The 17,617-nt window shown below is 70.7% G+C and carries 15 protein-coding genes; 4 read left to right on the forward strand and 11 right to left on the reverse strand.

Annotated elements, in window-relative coordinates:
• Window positions 1-140: 140 nt before the first annotated feature.
• A complete protein-coding gene (locus tag B118_RS0108060; RefSeq protein WP_018220206.1) occupies window positions 141-1,046 on the forward strand; it encodes a peptidylprolyl isomerase in 906 nt (301 codons plus the stop codon).
• A 40-nt stretch (window positions 1,047-1,086) separates the two neighbouring features.
• On the forward strand, window positions 1,087-1,920 hold the full coding sequence (locus B118_RS0108065) for a peptidylprolyl isomerase (protein WP_028192621.1): 834 nt from the start codon (window positions 1,087-1,089) through the stop codon (window positions 1,918-1,920).
• 86 nt (window positions 1,921-2,006) lie between these two features.
• Here the strand turns inward: B118_RS0108065 and B118_RS0108070 are convergent, their stop codons facing one another.
• The 8 genes from B118_RS0108070 to ruvC all read right to left on the reverse strand — a co-directional run bounded on the left by B118_RS0108070 (window position 2,007) and on the right by ruvC (window position 11,420).
• Window positions 2,007-4,466 (reverse strand): RelA/SpoT family protein, encoded by a 2,460-nt coding sequence (locus tag B118_RS0108070; RefSeq protein WP_018220208.1) that lies wholly within the window; start codon window positions 4,464-4,466, stop codon window positions 2,007-2,009.
• A 193-nt stretch (window positions 4,467-4,659) separates the two neighbouring features.
• Window positions 4,660-5,226, reverse strand: a complete 567-nt coding sequence (locus B118_RS0108075) for an adenine phosphoribosyltransferase (protein ID WP_018220209.1) — start codon at window positions 5,224-5,226, stop codon at window positions 4,660-4,662.
• Window positions 5,227-5,313: 87 nt separating this feature from the next.
• On the reverse strand, window positions 5,314-6,498 hold the full coding sequence (gene secF / locus B118_RS0108080; RefSeq protein ID WP_018826625.1) for a protein translocase subunit SecF: 1,185 nt from the start codon (window positions 6,496-6,498) through the stop codon (window positions 5,314-5,316).
• Window position 6,499: 1 nt separating this feature from the next.
• A complete protein-coding gene (gene secD / locus B118_RS0108085) occupies window positions 6,500-8,452 on the reverse strand; it encodes a protein translocase subunit SecD (protein WP_033667902.1) in 1,953 nt (650 codons plus the stop codon).
• Window positions 8,453-8,693: 241 nt separating this feature from the next.
• A complete protein-coding gene (gene yajC / locus B118_RS0108090; protein WP_028192622.1) occupies window positions 8,694-9,032 on the reverse strand; it encodes a preprotein translocase subunit YajC in 339 nt (112 codons plus the stop codon).
• A gap of 144 nt (window positions 9,033-9,176) precedes the next feature.
• A complete protein-coding gene (gene ruvB / locus B118_RS0108095; RefSeq protein WP_018821354.1) occupies window positions 9,177-10,235 on the reverse strand; it encodes a Holliday junction branch migration DNA helicase RuvB in 1,059 nt (352 codons plus the stop codon).
• A gap of 55 nt (window positions 10,236-10,290) precedes the next feature.
• Entirely contained in the window at window positions 10,291-10,893 is a 603-nt protein-coding gene (ruvA, locus tag B118_RS0108100; protein WP_018220214.1) for a Holliday junction branch migration protein RuvA, read from the reverse strand.
• On the reverse strand, window positions 10,890-11,420 hold the full coding sequence (ruvC, locus tag B118_RS0108105; RefSeq protein WP_018220215.1) for a crossover junction endodeoxyribonuclease RuvC: 531 nt from the start codon (window positions 11,418-11,420) through the stop codon (window positions 10,890-10,892). The genes ruvA and ruvC overlap by 4 nt, the downstream gene beginning before the upstream one ends.
• A gap of 225 nt (window positions 11,421-11,645) precedes the next feature.
• Between ruvC and B118_RS0108110 the strand changes: the two genes are divergently transcribed.
• Both B118_RS0108110 and B118_RS0108115 read left to right on the forward strand, forming a co-directional pair.
• Window positions 11,646-12,428 carry a 3-hydroxybutyrate dehydrogenase gene (locus B118_RS0108110; RefSeq protein ID WP_018220216.1) on the forward strand — a complete coding sequence of 261 codons (783 nt, stop codon included), beginning with the start codon at window positions 11,646-11,648 and terminating at the stop codon, window positions 12,426-12,428.
• Between the two features lie 14 nt (window positions 12,429-12,442).
• Window positions 12,443-14,362 (forward strand): helix-turn-helix domain-containing protein, encoded by a 1,920-nt coding sequence (locus B118_RS0108115; protein ID WP_028192623.1) that lies wholly within the window; start codon window positions 12,443-12,445, stop codon window positions 14,360-14,362.
• An 82-nt stretch (window positions 14,363-14,444) separates the two neighbouring features.
• Here the strand turns inward: B118_RS0108115 and B118_RS0108120 are convergent, their stop codons facing one another.
• From B118_RS0108120 to B118_RS0108130, 3 genes are read right to left on the reverse strand one after another with little or no spacing between them, the layout of a single operon-like run.
• Window positions 14,445-15,458, reverse strand: a complete 1,014-nt coding sequence (locus B118_RS0108120; protein ID WP_028192624.1) for a branched-chain amino acid ABC transporter permease — start codon at window positions 15,456-15,458, stop codon at window positions 14,445-14,447.
• Window positions 15,455-16,336 carry a branched-chain amino acid ABC transporter permease gene (locus B118_RS0108125; RefSeq protein WP_028192625.1) on the reverse strand — a complete coding sequence of 294 codons (882 nt, stop codon included), beginning with the start codon at window positions 16,334-16,336 and terminating at the stop codon, window positions 15,455-15,457. The genes B118_RS0108120 and B118_RS0108125 overlap by 4 nt, the downstream gene beginning before the upstream one ends.
• A complete protein-coding gene (locus tag B118_RS0108130) occupies window positions 16,333-17,592 on the reverse strand; it encodes an ABC transporter substrate-binding protein (RefSeq protein WP_026185250.1) in 1,260 nt (419 codons plus the stop codon). Before B118_RS0108130 ends, B118_RS0108125 begins: the two co-directional genes overlap by 4 nt.
• Window positions 17,593-17,617: the final 25 nt, after the last annotated feature.

The raw sequence follows: 17,617 nt of genomic DNA on the forward strand, positions 1-17,617 counted from the left end.
TCCACGGGTCACCACCACGCCACCTCGTACACGACAATCCCCGCCACTGGCCGTACACTCTGGCGGGCGTGTGGCATGGCACACCTGACCAACGGTCGGGCCGCCCGTCACGGAACCAGGGTAGAGGAAGGGGAGCGCGGGTGGCCTCCAGCAGGGATCGGCAGCGCAAACTGGCGCGGGCAAAACTCGACCGACAGCTGGCCCGACGGGCCGCTCGGGCCCGTCGCCGACGGCAGGTCCAGGCCGGGGTGGGCGTCGCGGTCGTCCTCGCTCTGATCGTGGCCGGCTCCGCCTGGGCGCTGGGCGCCTTCGATCGGGACCCGGTCGAGAACACCGCGGCCGAGGAGCTCTGCTTCTGGACCCCGGAGGACGCCACCGCCAACACCAACCTGACCGACGTCGGCACCCCGGCCACCACCGGGCTGCCGACCGAGGGGGTCCGGACGATGACGGTCGTCACGAACCAGGGCGCCCCGGTCACCGCCGAGCTGGATACTGCCGCCACCCCGTGCGCCGTCGCGAGCATCTCCCACCTGGCGGCGAACTCCTTCTACGACAACACCAAGTGTCACGAAATCACCACCGAGGGTGCGGTACGGTGCGGCGACCCGAGCGGCACCGGACTGGGCGGACCCGCCTACTCCTTCTACGACGAGAACGTGCCCACCCCGGCGGATGCCCCGGCGAGCCCGGCAGACGCGTCAGCCACCCCGACGGATGCCTCCGCCAGCCCGGCAGCCGACCAGCCCGCGACCTACCCGAAGGGCACGGTCGCGATGGTCGGCAACCGGCCCGGCGCCAACGGAAGCCAGTTCCTGATCTTCTTCAAGGACTTCACCACCGCCGACCCGGCGTACACGGTCATTGGCCGTGTCACCGGTGGCCTGGATACGGTCGAGAAGATCGGTGCGCTACCGACCGTGGAGAATGCGGGCGGAGCGAAGGTCAAGCCGCAGGACGACGACGTGGTCATCCAGAGCCTGACGGTCACCGAGCCGGCAGCGACGCCGACCGCCACCCCGGCGGCCGACCCGAGCGCCGGCTGACCGATCCCAGCCAACCCACATCGTGCAGGAGGATCCAGGCGTGACGTCCACCAATGAGCGGCAACGCGCGGCGGCCCGCGCTCGGCTCGAGAAGGAGATGGCCGAGCGGACCGCCCGGGCTCGTCGGCGTCGCCAGACCCAGGCGATCGTCGGGGCGGGCGCGGCTCTCCTCCTGGTGGTCGCCGGCACCGTCTGGCTGGTATCGAGCCTCGGCGACGACTCGGCGACCGACTCGACCACCACCGCCGCTGCCACCGAGTGCGTCTTCACCGAGATCCCCGCCGACCAGCGGACCCCACAGATCAAGGACGTCGGCCTGCCGGGTGCCCAGCAACCGAACACCGGCACCCAGACCCTCACCATCGACACGAACCTCGGGCCGATCACGGCCAAGGTCGACCGGTCCCAGACGCCGTGCACCAGCGCCAGCTTCACCCACCTGGCCGAGCAGGACTTCTTCGACAACACCAAGTGCCACCGCCTCGTCACCGAAGGAATCAAGGTGCTCCAGTGCGGTGACCCGAGCGCGACCGGCGACGGCTGGCGGGAGACCGACGGCACCGGGGGGCCGAGCTTCCGGCTGGCCGAGGAGAACCTGCCCACGGACAAGCGGCCCCCGTACCCGGAGGGCGTTATCGCGATGGCCAACTCCGGCGCGCCCGGAAGCACCGGCAGCCAGTTCTTCATCGTCTACGGCGACTCGCCGCTCCCCCCGAACTACACCGTCCTGGGCACGGTCACCGTTGGGCTGGACATCGTCAAGGAGGTCGCGGCGGCCGGCGACGACGAGGCCTACGCACAGCAGGCGGGCGGCGGGCACCCGAAGAAGGAGGTCACCATCACCGACCTCACGATGAGCGCGCCCCAGGGCTGACCGCCGAGCGAAAAGACCACGCTGCGCCCCCGGCTCCTGCCGGGGGCGCTCGTCGTTGCCCGGGGGCGCCGCCCCTCCTGGTCGGGTCAGGAGCCGGAGGTAACCCGGTAGGCGTCGAAGACACCGTCAACCTTGCGCACCGCGGCCAGCAGGTGCCCCAGATGCTTGGGGTCGGCCATCTCGAAGCTGAACCGGCTCACCGCCACCCGGTCCCGCGTGGTCGTCACGGTCGCCGAGAGGATGTTGACCCGCTCGTCGGAGAGGACCAGGCTCACGTCGGTGAGCAGCTTGTGCCGGTCGAGCGCCTCGACCTGGATGGCGACGAGGAAGGTGGACGCGCTGGTGAGCTTCCAGCCCACCTCCACGACCCGCTCCCCCTGTGCCTTGAGGTCCTCGGCGTTGGCGCAGTCGTCCCGGTGCACGCTCACTCCGCCGGAGCGGGTGACAAAGCCGAACACCGAATCCGGTGGGACCGGGGTGCAGCAGCGGGCCAGCTTGATCCACACATCGCTGACGCCCCGGACCACGACACCCGGGTCGTTGCTGCTGGCCCGGCTCCGCGGCGGGCGGGTGGCCACCGCGGTCTCGGCGATGTCCTCGACCGCGCCCTCCTCACCGCCGTAGGAGGCCATCAGCTTCTGTACCACCGACTGGGCGGAGACATGGCTGTCACCGACCGCCGCGTAGAGCGAGGCCACATCGGCCAGGTGGAGATCTCGGGCGATCGCCATCAGGTTGTCCGAGCTGAGCATCCGCTGCAGCGGCATGCCCTGCTTGCGCATCGCCTTGACGAGTGCGTCCTTGCCGGCCTCGATCGCCTCCTCGCGCCGCTCCTTGTTGAAGTACTGCCGGATCTTGGTGCGCGCCCGCGGGCTCTTGACAAACCCCAGCCAGTCCTGGGTCGGGCCGGCCGTCTCCGACTTCGAGGTGAAGATCTCGATCACATCACCGTTGGAGAGCGTCGACTCCAACGGCACCAGCTTGCCGTTGACCCGCGCCCCGATGCACTTGTGCCCCACCTCGGTGTGCACCGTGTACGCGAAGTCCACCGGCGTTGACCCCGTCGGCAGCGGAAAGACGTCGCCCTTCGGGGTGAAGACGTACACCTCCTGGCTGGACAGGTCGAAGCGCAGCGCGTCCAGGAACTCGCTCGGGTCGGCCGCCTCCCGTTGCCAGTCCAGCAACTGCCGCAGCCAGGTCATCTCGTCGATGTGCGCCGGCGGGCCCACGACCTGGGTGCCCTTGTGTTCCTTGTACTTCCAGTGCGCGGCGATACCGAACTCGGCGGTACGGTGCATCGCGTACGTGCGGATCTGCATCTCCACCGGTTTGCCGGTGGGCCCGATCACCGTCGTGTGCAACGACTGGTACATGTTGAACTTCGGCATCGCGATGTAGTCCTTGAACCGGCCCGGCACCGGCTGCCAGTTCGCGTGGATCACACCCAACGCCGCGTAGCAGTCCCGCACCGTGTCGACCAGGATCCGTACACCCACCAGGTCGTAGATGTCGTTGAAGTCCCGCCCCCGCACGATCATCTTCTGGTAGATCGAGTACAGGTGCTTCGGCCGGCCGGTCACCTCCGCCCTGATCTTGGCGGATTTCAGGTCGGTGCTGACCTTCCTGGTCACCTGCCGCAGCAGCGCCTCCCGCTGCGGCTGGTGCTCTCCGATCAGTCGGTTGATCTCCTCGTACCGCTTCGGAAAGAGGGTACCGAAGGCAAGATCCTCCAGCTCCCACTTGATCGTGTTCATACCCAGGCGATGCGCCAGGGGGGCCAGGATCTCCAGCGTCTCCTTGGACTTCTGCTCCTGCTTCGGCCGCGGCAGGAAGATCAGGGTACGCATGTTGTGCAGCCGGTCGGCCAGCTTGATCACCAGGACCCGTGGGTCCTTCGCCATGGCGACGACCATCTTGCGGATCGTCTCCGCCTTCGCCGCGTCGCCCAGCTTGACCTTGTCGAGCTTGGTCACCCCGTCCACCAGCAGCGCCACCTCGCCGCCGAAGTCGGCCCGCATCTGGTCCAGCGTGTACTCGGTGTCCTCGATCGTGTCGTGTAGCAGCGCCGCGACCAGCGTGGTGGTGTCCATGCCCAGATTGGCGAGGATGGTGGCCACCGCGAGCGGATGGGTGATGTAGGGATCGCCGGACTTACGGTACTGGCCGGAGTGCCAGCGGGCCGCAGTGTCGAAAGCGCGTTGCAACAGCCGCGCATCGGCCTTTGGGTGATTTTCCCGGTGACTTGAGATCAGCGGCTCCAGCACCTCGCTGACCTGCGACGACTGCCAGGGCGCGTTGAACCGGGCCAGCCGGGCCCGCACCCGGCGCCCGGTCGGCGCGCTGGAGAGGGCGAATCCGCCGCCGGGAGCGGTCTCGGACGCCAGATCGCCCCGCTTCGGAACGATCGCCTCCTCGTACCCCGGGTCCGCGCCGGTGCGGGGGGCGCCGGTCACTCCGGCACCGCTACCGGGGCCCGGCCCGGGGCGGGAGCCACCACTGCGGTCGGTCACCGAGCCGTCGCCTGTCGGGTGCACCGTGTCCTCCACCGGAGGGGCGACATCGTGAGACACCGGCCTCCTCACCGCTCGCCGGACGCGCCGGCCAGGCGGCCGACGTCTGATTCAACCGACCGCACCGGCCGGCGTTGGGTTTAGCAAATCGCAATGCTACCCGCACCCGGCGGGGTACCGCGTTCTCACCGACCCGGGCCCCGCTGGGGTAATCCGCCCGACAGACCGGTCAAACGGTCAGCAGGGCATGGACCGGGCGCGGCGCCAGCCGTTCGCGACCGCCCAGGAAACCCAACTCCAGCAGAACGCTGAAACCCGCCACCGTACCGCCGGCTCGCTCGACCAGGTCGAGGGTCGCCTCAGCGGTGCCGCCCGTGGCGAGGACGTCATCCACCACCAGCACCCGGTGCCCGGCCGTGAACGCGTCCTGGTGCACCTCCAGGGTGGCCGCACCGTATTCCAGCGCGTACGACGCCGAGTAGGCCACCCGGGGCAGCTTGCCCGCCTTGCGTACCGGCACCACACCGACGCCGGCGGCGTAGGCGATCGCTGCCGCGACCACGAACCCGCGGGCCTCGATCCCGACCACGGTGTCGAACGAGTCCCGCCCGTGGTGGCGCACGATGCCATCAATGATCTCGCGAAAGGTGTCCCCATCGGCGAAGAGCGGCATCAGGTCCTTGAACATCACCCCGGGCTTCGGAAAGTCCGGTACGTCCAACACCCGGCTGGCCACCAGTTCGGCCATCTCCCGGCCGCTGTCCCCCCGTACCACGGTGGTGTGGGTCTCTGTCACGCCGTTTCGCTCCCTTGTTCCGACGACGGCGCCCTTCCGGCCGCTCGCGCAGCCTGAAGGACGCCGTCGCTCCGCTTCACCGGCGCGTCAGCGCCGCTTGCCGCCCGGGCGGTTGCCGCCACCGGCGGCTCGCCCACCGCGCGCCCCGGCCGGCCGCTTACCCGCCGGCCGCGCCCCCACCTTCGGCGCCGCACCGGCGAGGGCCGTCGCCTCCGGGTCGATCTCCTCGTCGGCGCTCTCCGTCGGCTGCGGCGCGTTCTTCGCCGAGCCCTCGCCGCGCTCCAGCGCGGCGCGGCGGGTCAGCACCCGCTTGTTGTGCGCCTGGATCCGCGGCTCCCGGTTCTTCAGCAGCACCAGCAGCGGGGTGGCCAGGGTGATCGAGGAGAAGAACGCCACCGCCATCCCGACGAACAGCACCAGACCGAGGTCCTTCAGGGTGCCCGCGCCGAAGAAGCCGGCACCGATGAAGAGCAGGCCACCGACCGGGAGCAGCGCCACGATCGAGGTGTTCAGCGACCGCATCAGGCTCTGGTTGATAGCCAGGTTGGCCGCCTCGCCGTACGTCTGGTTGTTGTTCGCGGTGATGCCGCGGGTATTTTCCTGGACCTTGTCGAAGACCACCACCACGTCGTAGAGGGCGAAGCCCAGGATGGTGAGGAAGCCGATCACGGTCGACGGGGTCACCTCGAAGCCGACCATCGAGTAGATGCCGGCGCTGAGGACCAGGTTCATCAGCAGGGAGCTGACCGCACCGACCGCCATCCGCCACTCGAAGCGCAGCACCAGGTAGACCATCACCAGCACGAGGAAGATCACCAGACCGAGCACCGCCCGCTTGGTGACCTGGCTACCCCAGGCCTGGCTGACCTGCTCGCCGCCAACGTCGCTGACCGGGAGGCCGAACTCCTGGGCTACCGCCGCCTTGACCGCGTTGGCCTGCTCCGCGCTGAGCTGCGAGGTACGCATCTCGTAGAAGTCGTCACCGGTACCGCCGACCTTCTGCGCGGTGACCACCTCCGCTCCGCCGCCCTCCGCGGCCAACGCGGCGTCAACCGCCTCCTCGGCCTGCTCCAGGGTGCCGACGCTGGCGGGCACCTGGATCGAGTTGCCGCCAGCGAACTCGATTCCGAGGTCGAACCGGAGGAACGCGAAGCTCAGCACCGAGATCAGGGCCAGCGCCCCGGCGACGCTGAACCACACCCTGCGACGGCCGACAATGTCGAGACCGGCCTCACCACGGTAGAGGCGACTCGCGAGACCAGCACCGGCCATCTCAGGCCTCCTTCGAGCGCGGGTTGCGGGGCTGGGCCGGCTTGGCCCGGGCCGGCAACGCCCGGCCGAGGCCGCTGACCCGCGGGGACAGGAACGCCCGGGTGCGGGCGAACATCGTCATGATCGGGTGTCGGAAGAGGAAGACCACCACCAGGTCGAGGATCGTGGCGAGGCCCAACGCGAAGGCGAAGCCCTTGACCACGCCGACCGAGACGATGTAGAGCACCACCGCGGACATCAGGGTGATCGCGTTGGCGGAGATGATCGTCCGCCGGGCGCGGACCCACGCCCGGGACACCGCGCTGCGCGGGCTGCGCCCCTCTCGGATCTCGTCCTTGAGCCGCTCGAAGTAGATGACGAAGGAGTCCGCCGCCACACCGAGTGAGACGATCATGCCGGCGATCCCGGCGAGGGTGAGGGTGAACCCGATCTGCCGGCCGAGGACCACCAACGCGCCGAAGACGAGCAGCGCGGAGAGGACGAGGCTCAGGAAGATCACGGAGCCGAGCAGTCGGTAGTAGAAGAACGAGTAGATGATCACCAGCAGCATGCCGATGCCGGCCGCGAGCAGGCCGGCCCGCAGGTGGCTGGCGCCCAGAGTCGCGGTGACGTTCTGCTGTGCCTGCGGCTCGAAGGTCACCGGCAGCGCGCCGTAGCGCAGCGTGCTCGCCAGGTCGCTGGCGTCCTGCTGGGTGAAGTTGCCGGTGATCTGTGAGTTGCTGGTCAACACGCCCAGGATCTCCGGCGAGGAGACGACCTCGTTGTCCAGCACGACGGCGACCCGGCAGTTGCCGCTGTCCCCGAGCGCGCTCGGGTCGCAGGCAGCGCCCTCGTTGTTGAACGCCTCGCGGGTCAGCGCGGTCCACTTCTCCTGGCCGGAGTTGGTGAAGTCCAGGCTGACCACCCACTGGCTGGTCTGGTCGAGCACGGCGTTGGCGTCGTTGATGTCGGTGCCAACGACCTTCGCCTGGTCGAGCAGGTACTTGATGCCGCCGAACTCACAGGCGACGACCTGCTGGTCAACGGCGGAGATCGACGCCGGCGGGCGGGCGTCGAGCTGGGCGCAGGTGATCTGCGGGACGTTGAACTGCACCTGGGCCGGCAGCACCGCGACCTCGCGGTCGGTCAGCGACGCGAACGGCTTGAGCTTCTCGACCAGCGACGGGTCGGTGGTCAGGTCGTTGGGCGACTGGAGCGCGTTCGCGGCCTCCCAGGCGGCCGCGCCGACCTTCTGCTCGACCGCCCTGCGCTGCTCCTCGACGCTGGCCGGGACCGGGGGCGCGCTGTCGCTCGCCGCCGGTGTCGCGCTGGGCGAGGAGGACGCGCTCGGCGTGGGCGTGACGCTGGGTGAGGCCGTGGGGGTCTCGGTCGGCGCCGCGGCACCACCGCCCGCACCGCCGGTCGGCGAGGCCGTGACCTGGACGCTGCTCGACGGGGTGGGGGAAGCGCTGCCGGTCGCGGACGGCGAGGCGGAGTCAGACGGCGCAGCGGAGTCAGACGGCGCAGCGGAACCGGACGGCGTGGCGGAGGGGGTGTCGGTCGGGCTCGGCGCCGGGTTCGCCGCCGCACCGCTACCGTCGGCTATCTGGAGCACCTTACGGAAGCGCAGCTCCGCGGCGCTGCCGACCTCGGTCAGGTCCCGGTTCTCGCCGGGAAGGGAGATCACGATGTTCCGGTCGCCCTCGGTGACGACCTCGGCCTCGGCAACCCCGAAGGCGTTGACCCGACTCTCGATGATCTGCCGGGCCTCCTCCAGGTTCTCCGCGGTCGGCGCCTGGCCGTCAACGGTGTTGGTCGCCTCCAGCGTCAGCCGGGTGCCGCCGACCAGGTCGAGACCGAGCTTGGGCTCAAGCCGGTCCTGCCAGCTACCGCTCGCGCCGCCGCCGAAGAAGACCAGAAGATAGAGGACCACGAAGATGGCCCCAAGCACGGCGAGCTGCCGCCCGGGGCGCATCTGTTTCTGAGGTGGTGCCACGGCTGTCCTGTCTCCCTGTAGGGTCACGCCGCCACGCGAGCGGCGGCTGTCGGCCGGGCGAACCGGCCGAAGCTATGTGGGGGTCGCCGCAGCGGCGCACGGGGCGCCGGCGCGGAACGCCACCACACCCTGCACCTACCGTGCGCGGCGTACCGACCCGATTGTCAAATTTTCGTCCAACTCATGCGCTGCCCGGGCCGCCGGCATGGCGGGCGGGGTGTCACTCCTTGACGGCGTCCGCGTCGTCAACCGCCGCCTCAGCGGGCTCCTCCGCCTTGGTGACGACCCGCGCGATCGCGGGACGGGCGTACCGGGTCTCCACACCGGGGGCGATCTCCAGCAGCACCGTCTCGTCGTCCATGCCGGTGACGGTGCCGTAGAGCCCGCCGATGGTGACGACCTCGTCACCATGCCCCAGCGAGGACTGCATGTTCGCCGCCTCTCGGCGCCGCTTCTGCTGCGGACGGATCATCATGAAGTACATGACTCCGAAGAGCAGGATGATCATAAGGATGGGCGTGAAGCCGCCGGCGCCGCCGCCATCTTGTGCCAAAAGCACGGTGGTAAAACCTTCCCATTGGCCCTCATACCGGCACGAGGGCACCGGGGTGAAGGCGATTTCTTACATCTGTACAGACCGCGGCGAGTCTAGTCGCTCCACCTGGGAACACCGAATGCGGCACAGATCACGTTCGCATCACGGCTAATCAGGCTCCACCGAGAACAGGTCACCCGCGGGAGGGGCATCCGTGCCAAATGTACCATTCGGTGGCGTACGCCCCAGATGGCGCCAGGCCGCCTCGGTGGCGACCCGCCCCCGCGGGGTACGGGCGAGGAGACCGGCCCGCACCAGGAACGGCTCACAGACCTCCTCCACCGTGTCCGGCTGCTCCCCCACCGCCACCGCCAGCGTGGACAGGCCGACCGGACCACCCCGAAACAGGTCCACGAGCGCGGTGAGCACCGCTCGGTCCAGCCGGTCCAGCCCCAACGCGTCCACGTCGTACACGGTCAGGGCCGCCTGCGCGGTCTCCCGGGTAACCACGCCGTCGGCCCGGACCTCGGCGAAGTCACGCACCCGGCGCAGCAGCCGGTTCGCGATCCGGGGAGTGCCCCGCGCTCGGCCGGAGATCTCGGCCGCACCATCGGCGGTGATCGGCACACCGAGGATGCGGGCCGAGCGGTTCAGCAGCCGTTCCAGGTCGGCCGGGGAGTAGAAGTCCAGGTGCGCGACGAAGCCGAACCGGTCGCGCATCGGGCCGGTCAGCAGCCCAGCCCGCGTGGTCGCCCCGACCAGGGTGAACGGCTCCACGTCCAGCGGGATCGCGGTCGCCCCGGGCCCCTTGCCCACCACCACGTCAACCCGGAAGTCCTCCATCGCGCTGTAGAGGAGTTCCTCCGCCGGCCGGGCGATCCGGTGCACCTCGTCGATGAAGAGCACATCCCCCTCGCCGAGACTGGTCAGGATGGCCGCCAGGTCACCGGAACGCTCGATCGCCGGGCCGCTGGTCACCCGGATGCTGGTGCCCAGCTCGGCGGCTACGATATTGGCCAGGCTGGTCTTACCCAGCCCGGGCGGGCCCGACAGGAGAATGTGATCGGGGGGGCTACCGCGGCGTAGCGCGCCCTGGAGCAGCAGGTCAAGCTGATCCCGGACCCGCTCCTGCGCGATGAACTCGGCCAGCCGGCGCGGCCGGACGCTGGCCTCCGCGTCCCGCTCGGCGTCGTTGACATACGCCGAAACCAGATTGTCACCCGTCATCCCGACTCCTCACCCGTGACCTGGATGCGGTCGCCCGACGCACTCCGCCCACCCGTCATCGGGCTCGGCCCAGCAGTCGAATCGCCTGGCGGAGCAGGACCGGCACCGGGGGCACCTCCCCGTCCACCGTCTCCGCCACCGCGGCGACCGCCTGATCCGCCTGCGCCGCCGTCCAGCCGAGCCCGACCAGGGCCTGACGCACCTGCTCCGGCCAGTTGCCGGTCGTGACGCCGGCCGCGGCGTCGGCACCGACCGGGGCCGGACCGATCCGGTCGCGCAGCTCCAGCACGAGCCGCTCGGCGCCCTTCTTGCCGATCCCCGGCACCCGGGTCAAGGCGGCGATATCGGCGTTGGCGACGGCCGCCCGGACCGCCTCCGGCGCGTGCACCGCGAGGACGGCCTGGGCCAGTCGGGGGCCGACCCCGCTGGCCGTCTGCAAGAGCTCGAACAGGGCCTTGGCATCGTCGTCGGCGAACCCGTAGAGGGTCAACGAATCCTCCCGGACGACCAGGCTGGTGGCGAGGCGGGCCGACTGACCCACCCGCAGGTCGGCGATCGTGCCCGGCGCACACTGCACCGCCAGGCCCACCCCGCCGACCTCCACAACGGCGTGGTCGGGACCGGTCGCCGTCACCACCCCCCGGACACTGGCGATCATCGGCCTCCTCCTCCTCGTCGGGCCCGGTCGGCGGCGATCGCCAACTTCGAGCGAGTGCCACCGCGCCACACATGGCAGATGGCCAGGGCCAGGGCGTCGGCGGCATCCGCCGGGCGGGGCGGAGCGGAGAGCCGCAGCAGCCGCGTCACCATCGCGGTCATCTGGGCCTTGTCGGCCTGGCCGGAGCCGGTCACCGCCGCCTTCACCTCGCTCGGAGTGTAGGTCTGCACCGGCAGGCCGGCCCGCGCCCCGGCCAGAACCGCGACCCCGCTGGCCTGCGCCGTGCCCATCACCGTGCGGACATTGTGCTGGCTGAACACCCGCTCGACAGCCACGCTGTCCGGCCGGTGCTCAGCCACCAGGGCGGTGAGCGAACGGTCCAGGGTCAGCAGGCGCAGCGGCAACTCGTCGTCGGGATCCGTGTGGACGACGTGGTAGGCCACCAACGTGCAGGGACGCCCCGGCACGCCCTCGACCACGCCGACCCCGCACCGGGTCAGCCCCGGGTCAACGCCGAGCACGCGCACGCCGCCTCCTCCCCGACCGCCAGCAGTACGTGTGTTCGACACCCTATCGAGATCGTCGGAGCCGCAGCCGGCGGGACACGCCGGAGCCCGACGGCGGTGCGGGCGCCGAGCCCGACGGCGGTGCCGGGATCCGCCCGATGTCGACTGCGACCACACAGCACCGACAACGAGTATGTGCCGCTACCCCATGTGCGCCTGACCGTACAGGTCGTAGTTTCATCCGCCATGACGGCAGATCCGAGGACGACCCCCCACGTCGTACAGGTCGATCTCAGCGGCCGCACCGCCCTGGTGACCGGAGGCGGCAGCGGCATCGGGCGGACGTGCGCGCGCCGACTCGGCGCCGCCGGCGCCGCCGTGGTCGTAGTGGACCGGGACCTCACCGCCGCCCGGACCGTCGCCGCCGAGGTGGGCGGCCGGGCCGTCGGTGCCGACCTGGCGGACCCGGAGACGGTCAACCGCCTCGACACCAAGGTCGACATCGTGGTCAACAATGCCGGGCTCCAACACGTCGCCCCGGTCCCGGAGCTCGCCATGGAACGCTTCGAATACCTACACCGGGTGATGGTCGAAGCCCCGTTCCTGGTCATCCGCCGGGCCCTGCCGCACATGTACGCCGCCGGCTGGGGACGCATCGTCAACATCTCCTCAGTGCACGGGCTGCGCGCCTCGCCGTACAAGGCGGCGTACGTCTCGGCGAAACACGCGTTGGAGGGTCTGTCCAAGGTAGTCGCGTTGGAGGGGGCCGCGCACGGTGTGACCGCCAACTGCGTCAATCCGGCGTACGTGCGCACCGCGCTGGTGCAGCGCCAGATCGCCGACCAGGCCGCCCGCCACGACATCCCGGAGTCCGAGGTCGTCGAGAAAATCATGCTGGGCCGGGCGGCCATCAAGCGGCTGCTCGAACCGGAGGAGGTGGCCGAGTTGGTGGCGTACCTGTGCTCACCACCGGCGGCGTTCATCACCGGCGCGTCCATCGCGCTCGATGGGGGGTGGACGGCGAACTAGGGCAGCGGCACACAATGGCCGTCATGTCCTCGCCGGTGGAGTTCCTGGAGCTACTCGTCCGCGAAGCCGCGGCGGTGGAGTTCGAGGGCCCGCTGGTGGCCGCGCGCACCACCGGCGCACCCCCGGAGCGGCTGGCCGAGCTGGAACGGGCCAAGCAGGTCGCGCTGCGGGTACGGGCGCTGCTGGAACGACGGCGACGCCGGGAAAGCGAGCTCTCCGGGCTGTACGACACCGTCAGCGACCTGGCCGGGCTCCGCGACCTGGACGACGTGCTACGGGCGATCGCGCGCCGGGCCCGGCACCTACTCGACGCCGATGTCGCGTACATGACGCTCAACGACGACCGGCGCGGCGACACCTACATGCGGGTGACCGACGGCTCGGTGTCCGCCCGGTTCCAACGGCTACGGCTACCGATGGGCGCCGGCCTCGGTGGTCTGGTCGCCCAGTCCGGCGCCCCCTACGTCACCGCGAACTATCCGGCGGACGACCGGTTCCACCACACCCGCGAGATCGATGCCGGCGTCGGTGAGGAGGGCCTGGTGGCGATCCTCGGCGTGCCGCTGCGGCTGGGCTCGATCTCGATCGGCGTGCTCTACGCGGCCAACCGCTCGGCGCGCCCGTTCGCCCGGGAGGAGGTGGCCCTGCTGGCGTCGCTGGCCGCGCACGCCGCCGTCGCGATCGACACCGCTCGGTTGCTCACCGAGACCCGCTCCGCGTTGGCGGAGCTGTCGGCGGCCAACACCACCATCGGGGCGCACAGCGCGTCGGTAGAGCGCGCGGCGGCGGCCCACGACCGGATGACCGCGCTGGTGCTCCGCGGGGGCGGAGTGGAGGAGGTCGCCGCCGCCGTACCGGAAGTCCTGGGTGGGGCGCTACTGGCCCTGGACGCCGAGGGCCGGCTCCTGGCCCGGGTCGGTGCGATCGACGAACCGAGGCGGGCGGAGATCGTGGCGGCGGTGGCCGCGTCCCGGGCCGCCGGGCGCAGCGTGCGTCGCGGCCCACTCTGGTACGCCGCCGTGGTCGCCGGCGCCGAGAATCTGGGGGCGTTGGTGCTTCGCCCGGACGACGAGTTGGTCGACGCCGACCAGCAGATCCTGGAGCGGGCCGCCCTGGTCACCGCGCTGCTGTTGTTGTTTCGGCGGACGGTCGCCGAGGCGGAGGGGCGGGTCCGCGGTGAACTCCTCGACGACCTGATCGCCGACCCGCCACGGGACACCGACGCGCTCCGCGACCGGGCCCGCCGACTCGACGTGGACGTGGACACCGCGCAGCTGCTGGTCTGCGTGCACGACGGCGCGGTCGCCGCGACGGACTCGGCCCGGCAACGGACCCTCTCCTGGGCCAGCACCTACGCCGGCACCCGCGGCGGGCTGGCCGCGGCCCGGGACGGGAAGGTGGTGCTGATGCTGCCCGGCTCGGATGCGGGCGCCGCCGCCCGCGCGGTGGCGCGGGACCTGTCCCGGCTGACCGGTCGTCGGGTGACCGCCGGCGGCGCTGGTCCCGCCACCGGTCCGGCCGCACTGGCAGCGGCGTTCCGCGAGGCGGAGCGCTGCCTGACCGCGCTCGGCTCGCTCGGGCGGGCCGGGGAGGGCGCCAGCGCGGACGAGCTGGGCTTCGTCGGTCTGCTGCTGGGCGCGGTCGATATCGGCGGCGACCGCGATGTCTCCCGGTTCCTGGCAGCGACCGTGGGGCCCGTGCTCGACTACGACGCTCGCCGGGGCACCGCCCTGGTGCGGACCCTGGAGGCGTACTTCGCGGCGGGGAGCAGCCTGACTCGCGCCGCGGAGCAGCTACACGTGCACGTGAACACGGTCACCCAACGGCTGGAGCGGGTCGGTCATCTCCTCGGCGTCGACTGGCAGCAGCCGGAGCGCGTGCTCGAGGTGCAGCTCGCACTCCGGCTCCACCGCCTCCGCCAACCGCCCGGCTGAGGCACTCCGGTTGAGCCCCGCCCGGGTTGAACCAGCCCGATCGGGTCCCCTCCGGCTGAGCCCGCGCGGCCGGCGGCCGAAGTCAGTCCCGGCGCCCCCACCAGCGCCGGGCCAACGCGGACGCGGTGCCCCAGATGCCCCGCCGGAACAGCAGCACCACCACGACGAAGATGCCGCCGGTGACCAGCCCGATCGCCTCGAAGCCGGAGAACGACAGCCAATCCTCCAGGCGGACCACGATGCCGGCGCCGAGCACGCCACCCCAGAGGGTGCCGATGCCGCCGAGGACCACCACGATCACCGCCTTGCCGGAGGTGGTCCAGTGCAGGACCTCCAGCGAGACGAAGCGATGGCTGACGGCGAAGAGCCCACCGCCGAGGCCGGCGACGAAGCCGGAGAGCACAAAGACGGTGAGCTTGTACCGGTGCACCGGGTAGCCGAGCGCCCGGGCGCGCGCCGGGTTGTCCCGGATCCCGACCAGCACCCGACCGAACGGCGAGTGGACGATCCGCCAGGCGCCGGCCAGACCGAGCAGCACGATCGGCAGGATCGCGTAGTAGAAGTAGTAGTCGTCGGTCAGGTCCAGCCCGAACAACTCCCGCGGCACCCCCTGCAGGCCGTTCTCGCCCCGGGTCACCGACCGCCACTCGTTGGCGACGTAGTAGACCAGCTGCGCGAAGGCCAGGGTGACCATGGCGAAGTAGATTCCGGTTCGCCGTACCGCCAGGTAGCCGATCGGCACCGCGAGCACCGCCGCGGCGAGCGCCCCGGCCAGCACCGCGGCCGGAAGCGGCAGGCCCAGGTGGATCGCCACCAGACCGGTCGCGTACGCCGACACGCCCCAGAAGGCCGCGTGCCCGAAGGACAACAAGCCGGTGAAGCCCAGCAACAGGTCCACCGCGACGGCGAAGAGCGCCCAGCAGAGGATGTCCACCGCCACCGCCGGGTACAGGCCGTTCGGCAGCCAGAGCGCCACCGCCAGGCCGGCGACGAGCAGCGCGTGCCGGACCCACCCGGGGGCCCGGGCCGCCGCGACCAGCCCACTGGGCGCCCCCCGCCCGGCCGGCTCGGACCTGCTCTCCACGGTGCTCGTCATGCTGGCGCCTCCGCCCGGCCGAAGAGTCCGGCCGGGCGCCAGAGCAGCACGGCGGCCATCACGATGAAGACGATCGTCTGGGCCACGATCGGGAAGGCGGAGAGGTAGGCCTCGGCCCACGCCTGCACCATCCCGATCCCGAAGCCGGCGGCGACCGAGCCGAAGATCGACCCCAACCCACCGATCACCACCACCGCGAACACCACAATGATCAGGTCCGCTCCCATCAACGGGTTGACCGCCCGCATCGGCGCGGCGAGCACCCCGGCCAGCCCGGCCAGCGCGATGCCGAAGCCGAAGACCGGGGTGATCCAGCGCCCGACGTTGATGCCGAGCGCCCGGGTCAGCTCCGGCCGCTCCGTCGCGGCGCGAACGACCATGCCGACCCGGGTACGGGCCAGCGTCCACCACACCCCGACGCAGACCGCCACCGCGAAACCGAGGATGAAGACCCGGTACGTCGGGAAGTCGAAGAGCCCGAGGTCGACCGAACCACGGAGCCCGGCCGGCATCTCGTACGGGCTGGACTGCACCCCGTACCGGAGCTTCACCAGGTCCTGCAGGATCAGCGTGAGGCCGAAGGTGAGCAGGAAGTTGTAGAGCGGGTCGAGCCGGGTGAGCCGGTGGACGAACGCCCGCTCCAACGCCATGCCGAGCAGCGCCAGGGCCAGCGGCACGACCATCAGGGCGACCCAGAACGGCACCCCCGCCTCGGCCAGCAGCACGTACGCGCCGAAGGCACCGAGCATGTAGAAGGCGCCGTGGGCGAAGTTCACCACCCGCAGCATCCCGAAGATGACCGCGAGGCCGAGCGCGAGCAGGGCGTAGAACGCCCCGCTGACCAGCCCGTTGAAGGTGCTCTGGAGAAAGGCGGTCACAGCGTGCAGTCTGGGGACGGGGCTCGGAACGCCTCCTCAGCCGGGATGGTGTCGAGGATCCGGACGTAGTCCCACTCCTCGGTGACCTCGGACTGCGGCTTCACCTGGGCCAGGTAGGCGTCGTGGATCACCCGGTGGTCCGCCGCGCGGATCTTGCCGTTACGCAGGAAGACGTCGTTGATCTCCTTGCCCTCCAGCTCGGCGACGATCGTGTCGGCGTCGTCGGTGCCGGCCGCCTGCACCGCCTCCAGGTACTGGGTGGCGGCGGAGTAGTTCGCCGCGTGCGCGAACGACGGCCGGGTGCCGGTCTCCTGCTGGAAGCGGTCGGCGAACTCCCGGTTCTGCTGGTCGAAGTTCCAGTACCAGGCGTCGGTGTAGGTGGTGCCGGCCAAGGCCGCCGGGGTGAGCGAGTGAATGTCGGTGATGAACATCAGGCCGACGGCCAGACCCACGCCCTTGTCGCGCAGCTCGAACTCGTTGTACTGCTTCACCACGTTGACGAGTTCCGCCCCGGCCTGCATGGTGCCGAGGACGTCCGGCTTCGGGTCCAGCGTCGCCGCCTTGAGCAGGTAGCTGGAGTAGTCGCCGCTGGTGTTCGGGAACGGCGCCCCGTCCTTGCCGACCACCCGCCCACCGGCGTCGGCGATGGCCGCGGAGAAGCTCTTCTCCATGTCCTGACCGAAGGCGTAGTTCGGGTAGAGGAGGTACCAGTTCCGGCCGACCTGCTCGGTGGTGGTCCGGCCCGTGCCGTTGGCCAACATGTACGTGTCGTACGCGTAGTGGAAGGTGTATTTGTTGCAGCTTTTGCCGGTGAGGTCGGTGGTCGCCGCGCTGATGTTGAAGTAGAGCCTGCGCTTCTCCTTCGCCACGTCGGCGACCCGCAGCGCCGCCGACGAGGTGGGCACGTCCAGGATCAGGTCGACCCCCTGCCGGTCGTACATCTCCTGGGCCTTGCTGTTCGCCAGGTCCGGCTTGTTCTGGTGGTCCGCGCTGCGCACGCTGATGTCCGTGGTGACCGCCCGGTCGCCGTACTTCGCCTGGAAGTCGGCGATCGCCAGCTCCACGGCCGTGACCGAGTTTCGGCCCGACAGCTCGGAGTAGGCACCGGACTGGTCGTTGAGGACGCCCAGCACGATCGCGCCACCGGTCACCTTCTCGTCCCCATCAGATTGGGGACCCCCACCACCGCAGCCGGCGACCACGAGCGCCGTGGCCGTTGCCGCCGCGACCAAACCCACCGTCCTACGCATGACCATCCCTTCGTCCGCGCACCGCGCGGGA

It is taken from the genome of Salinispora pacifica CNR114 (assembly GCF_000514775.1).
Classification (GTDB): domain Bacteria; phylum Actinomycetota; class Actinomycetes; order Mycobacteriales; family Micromonosporaceae; genus Micromonospora; species Micromonospora pacifica.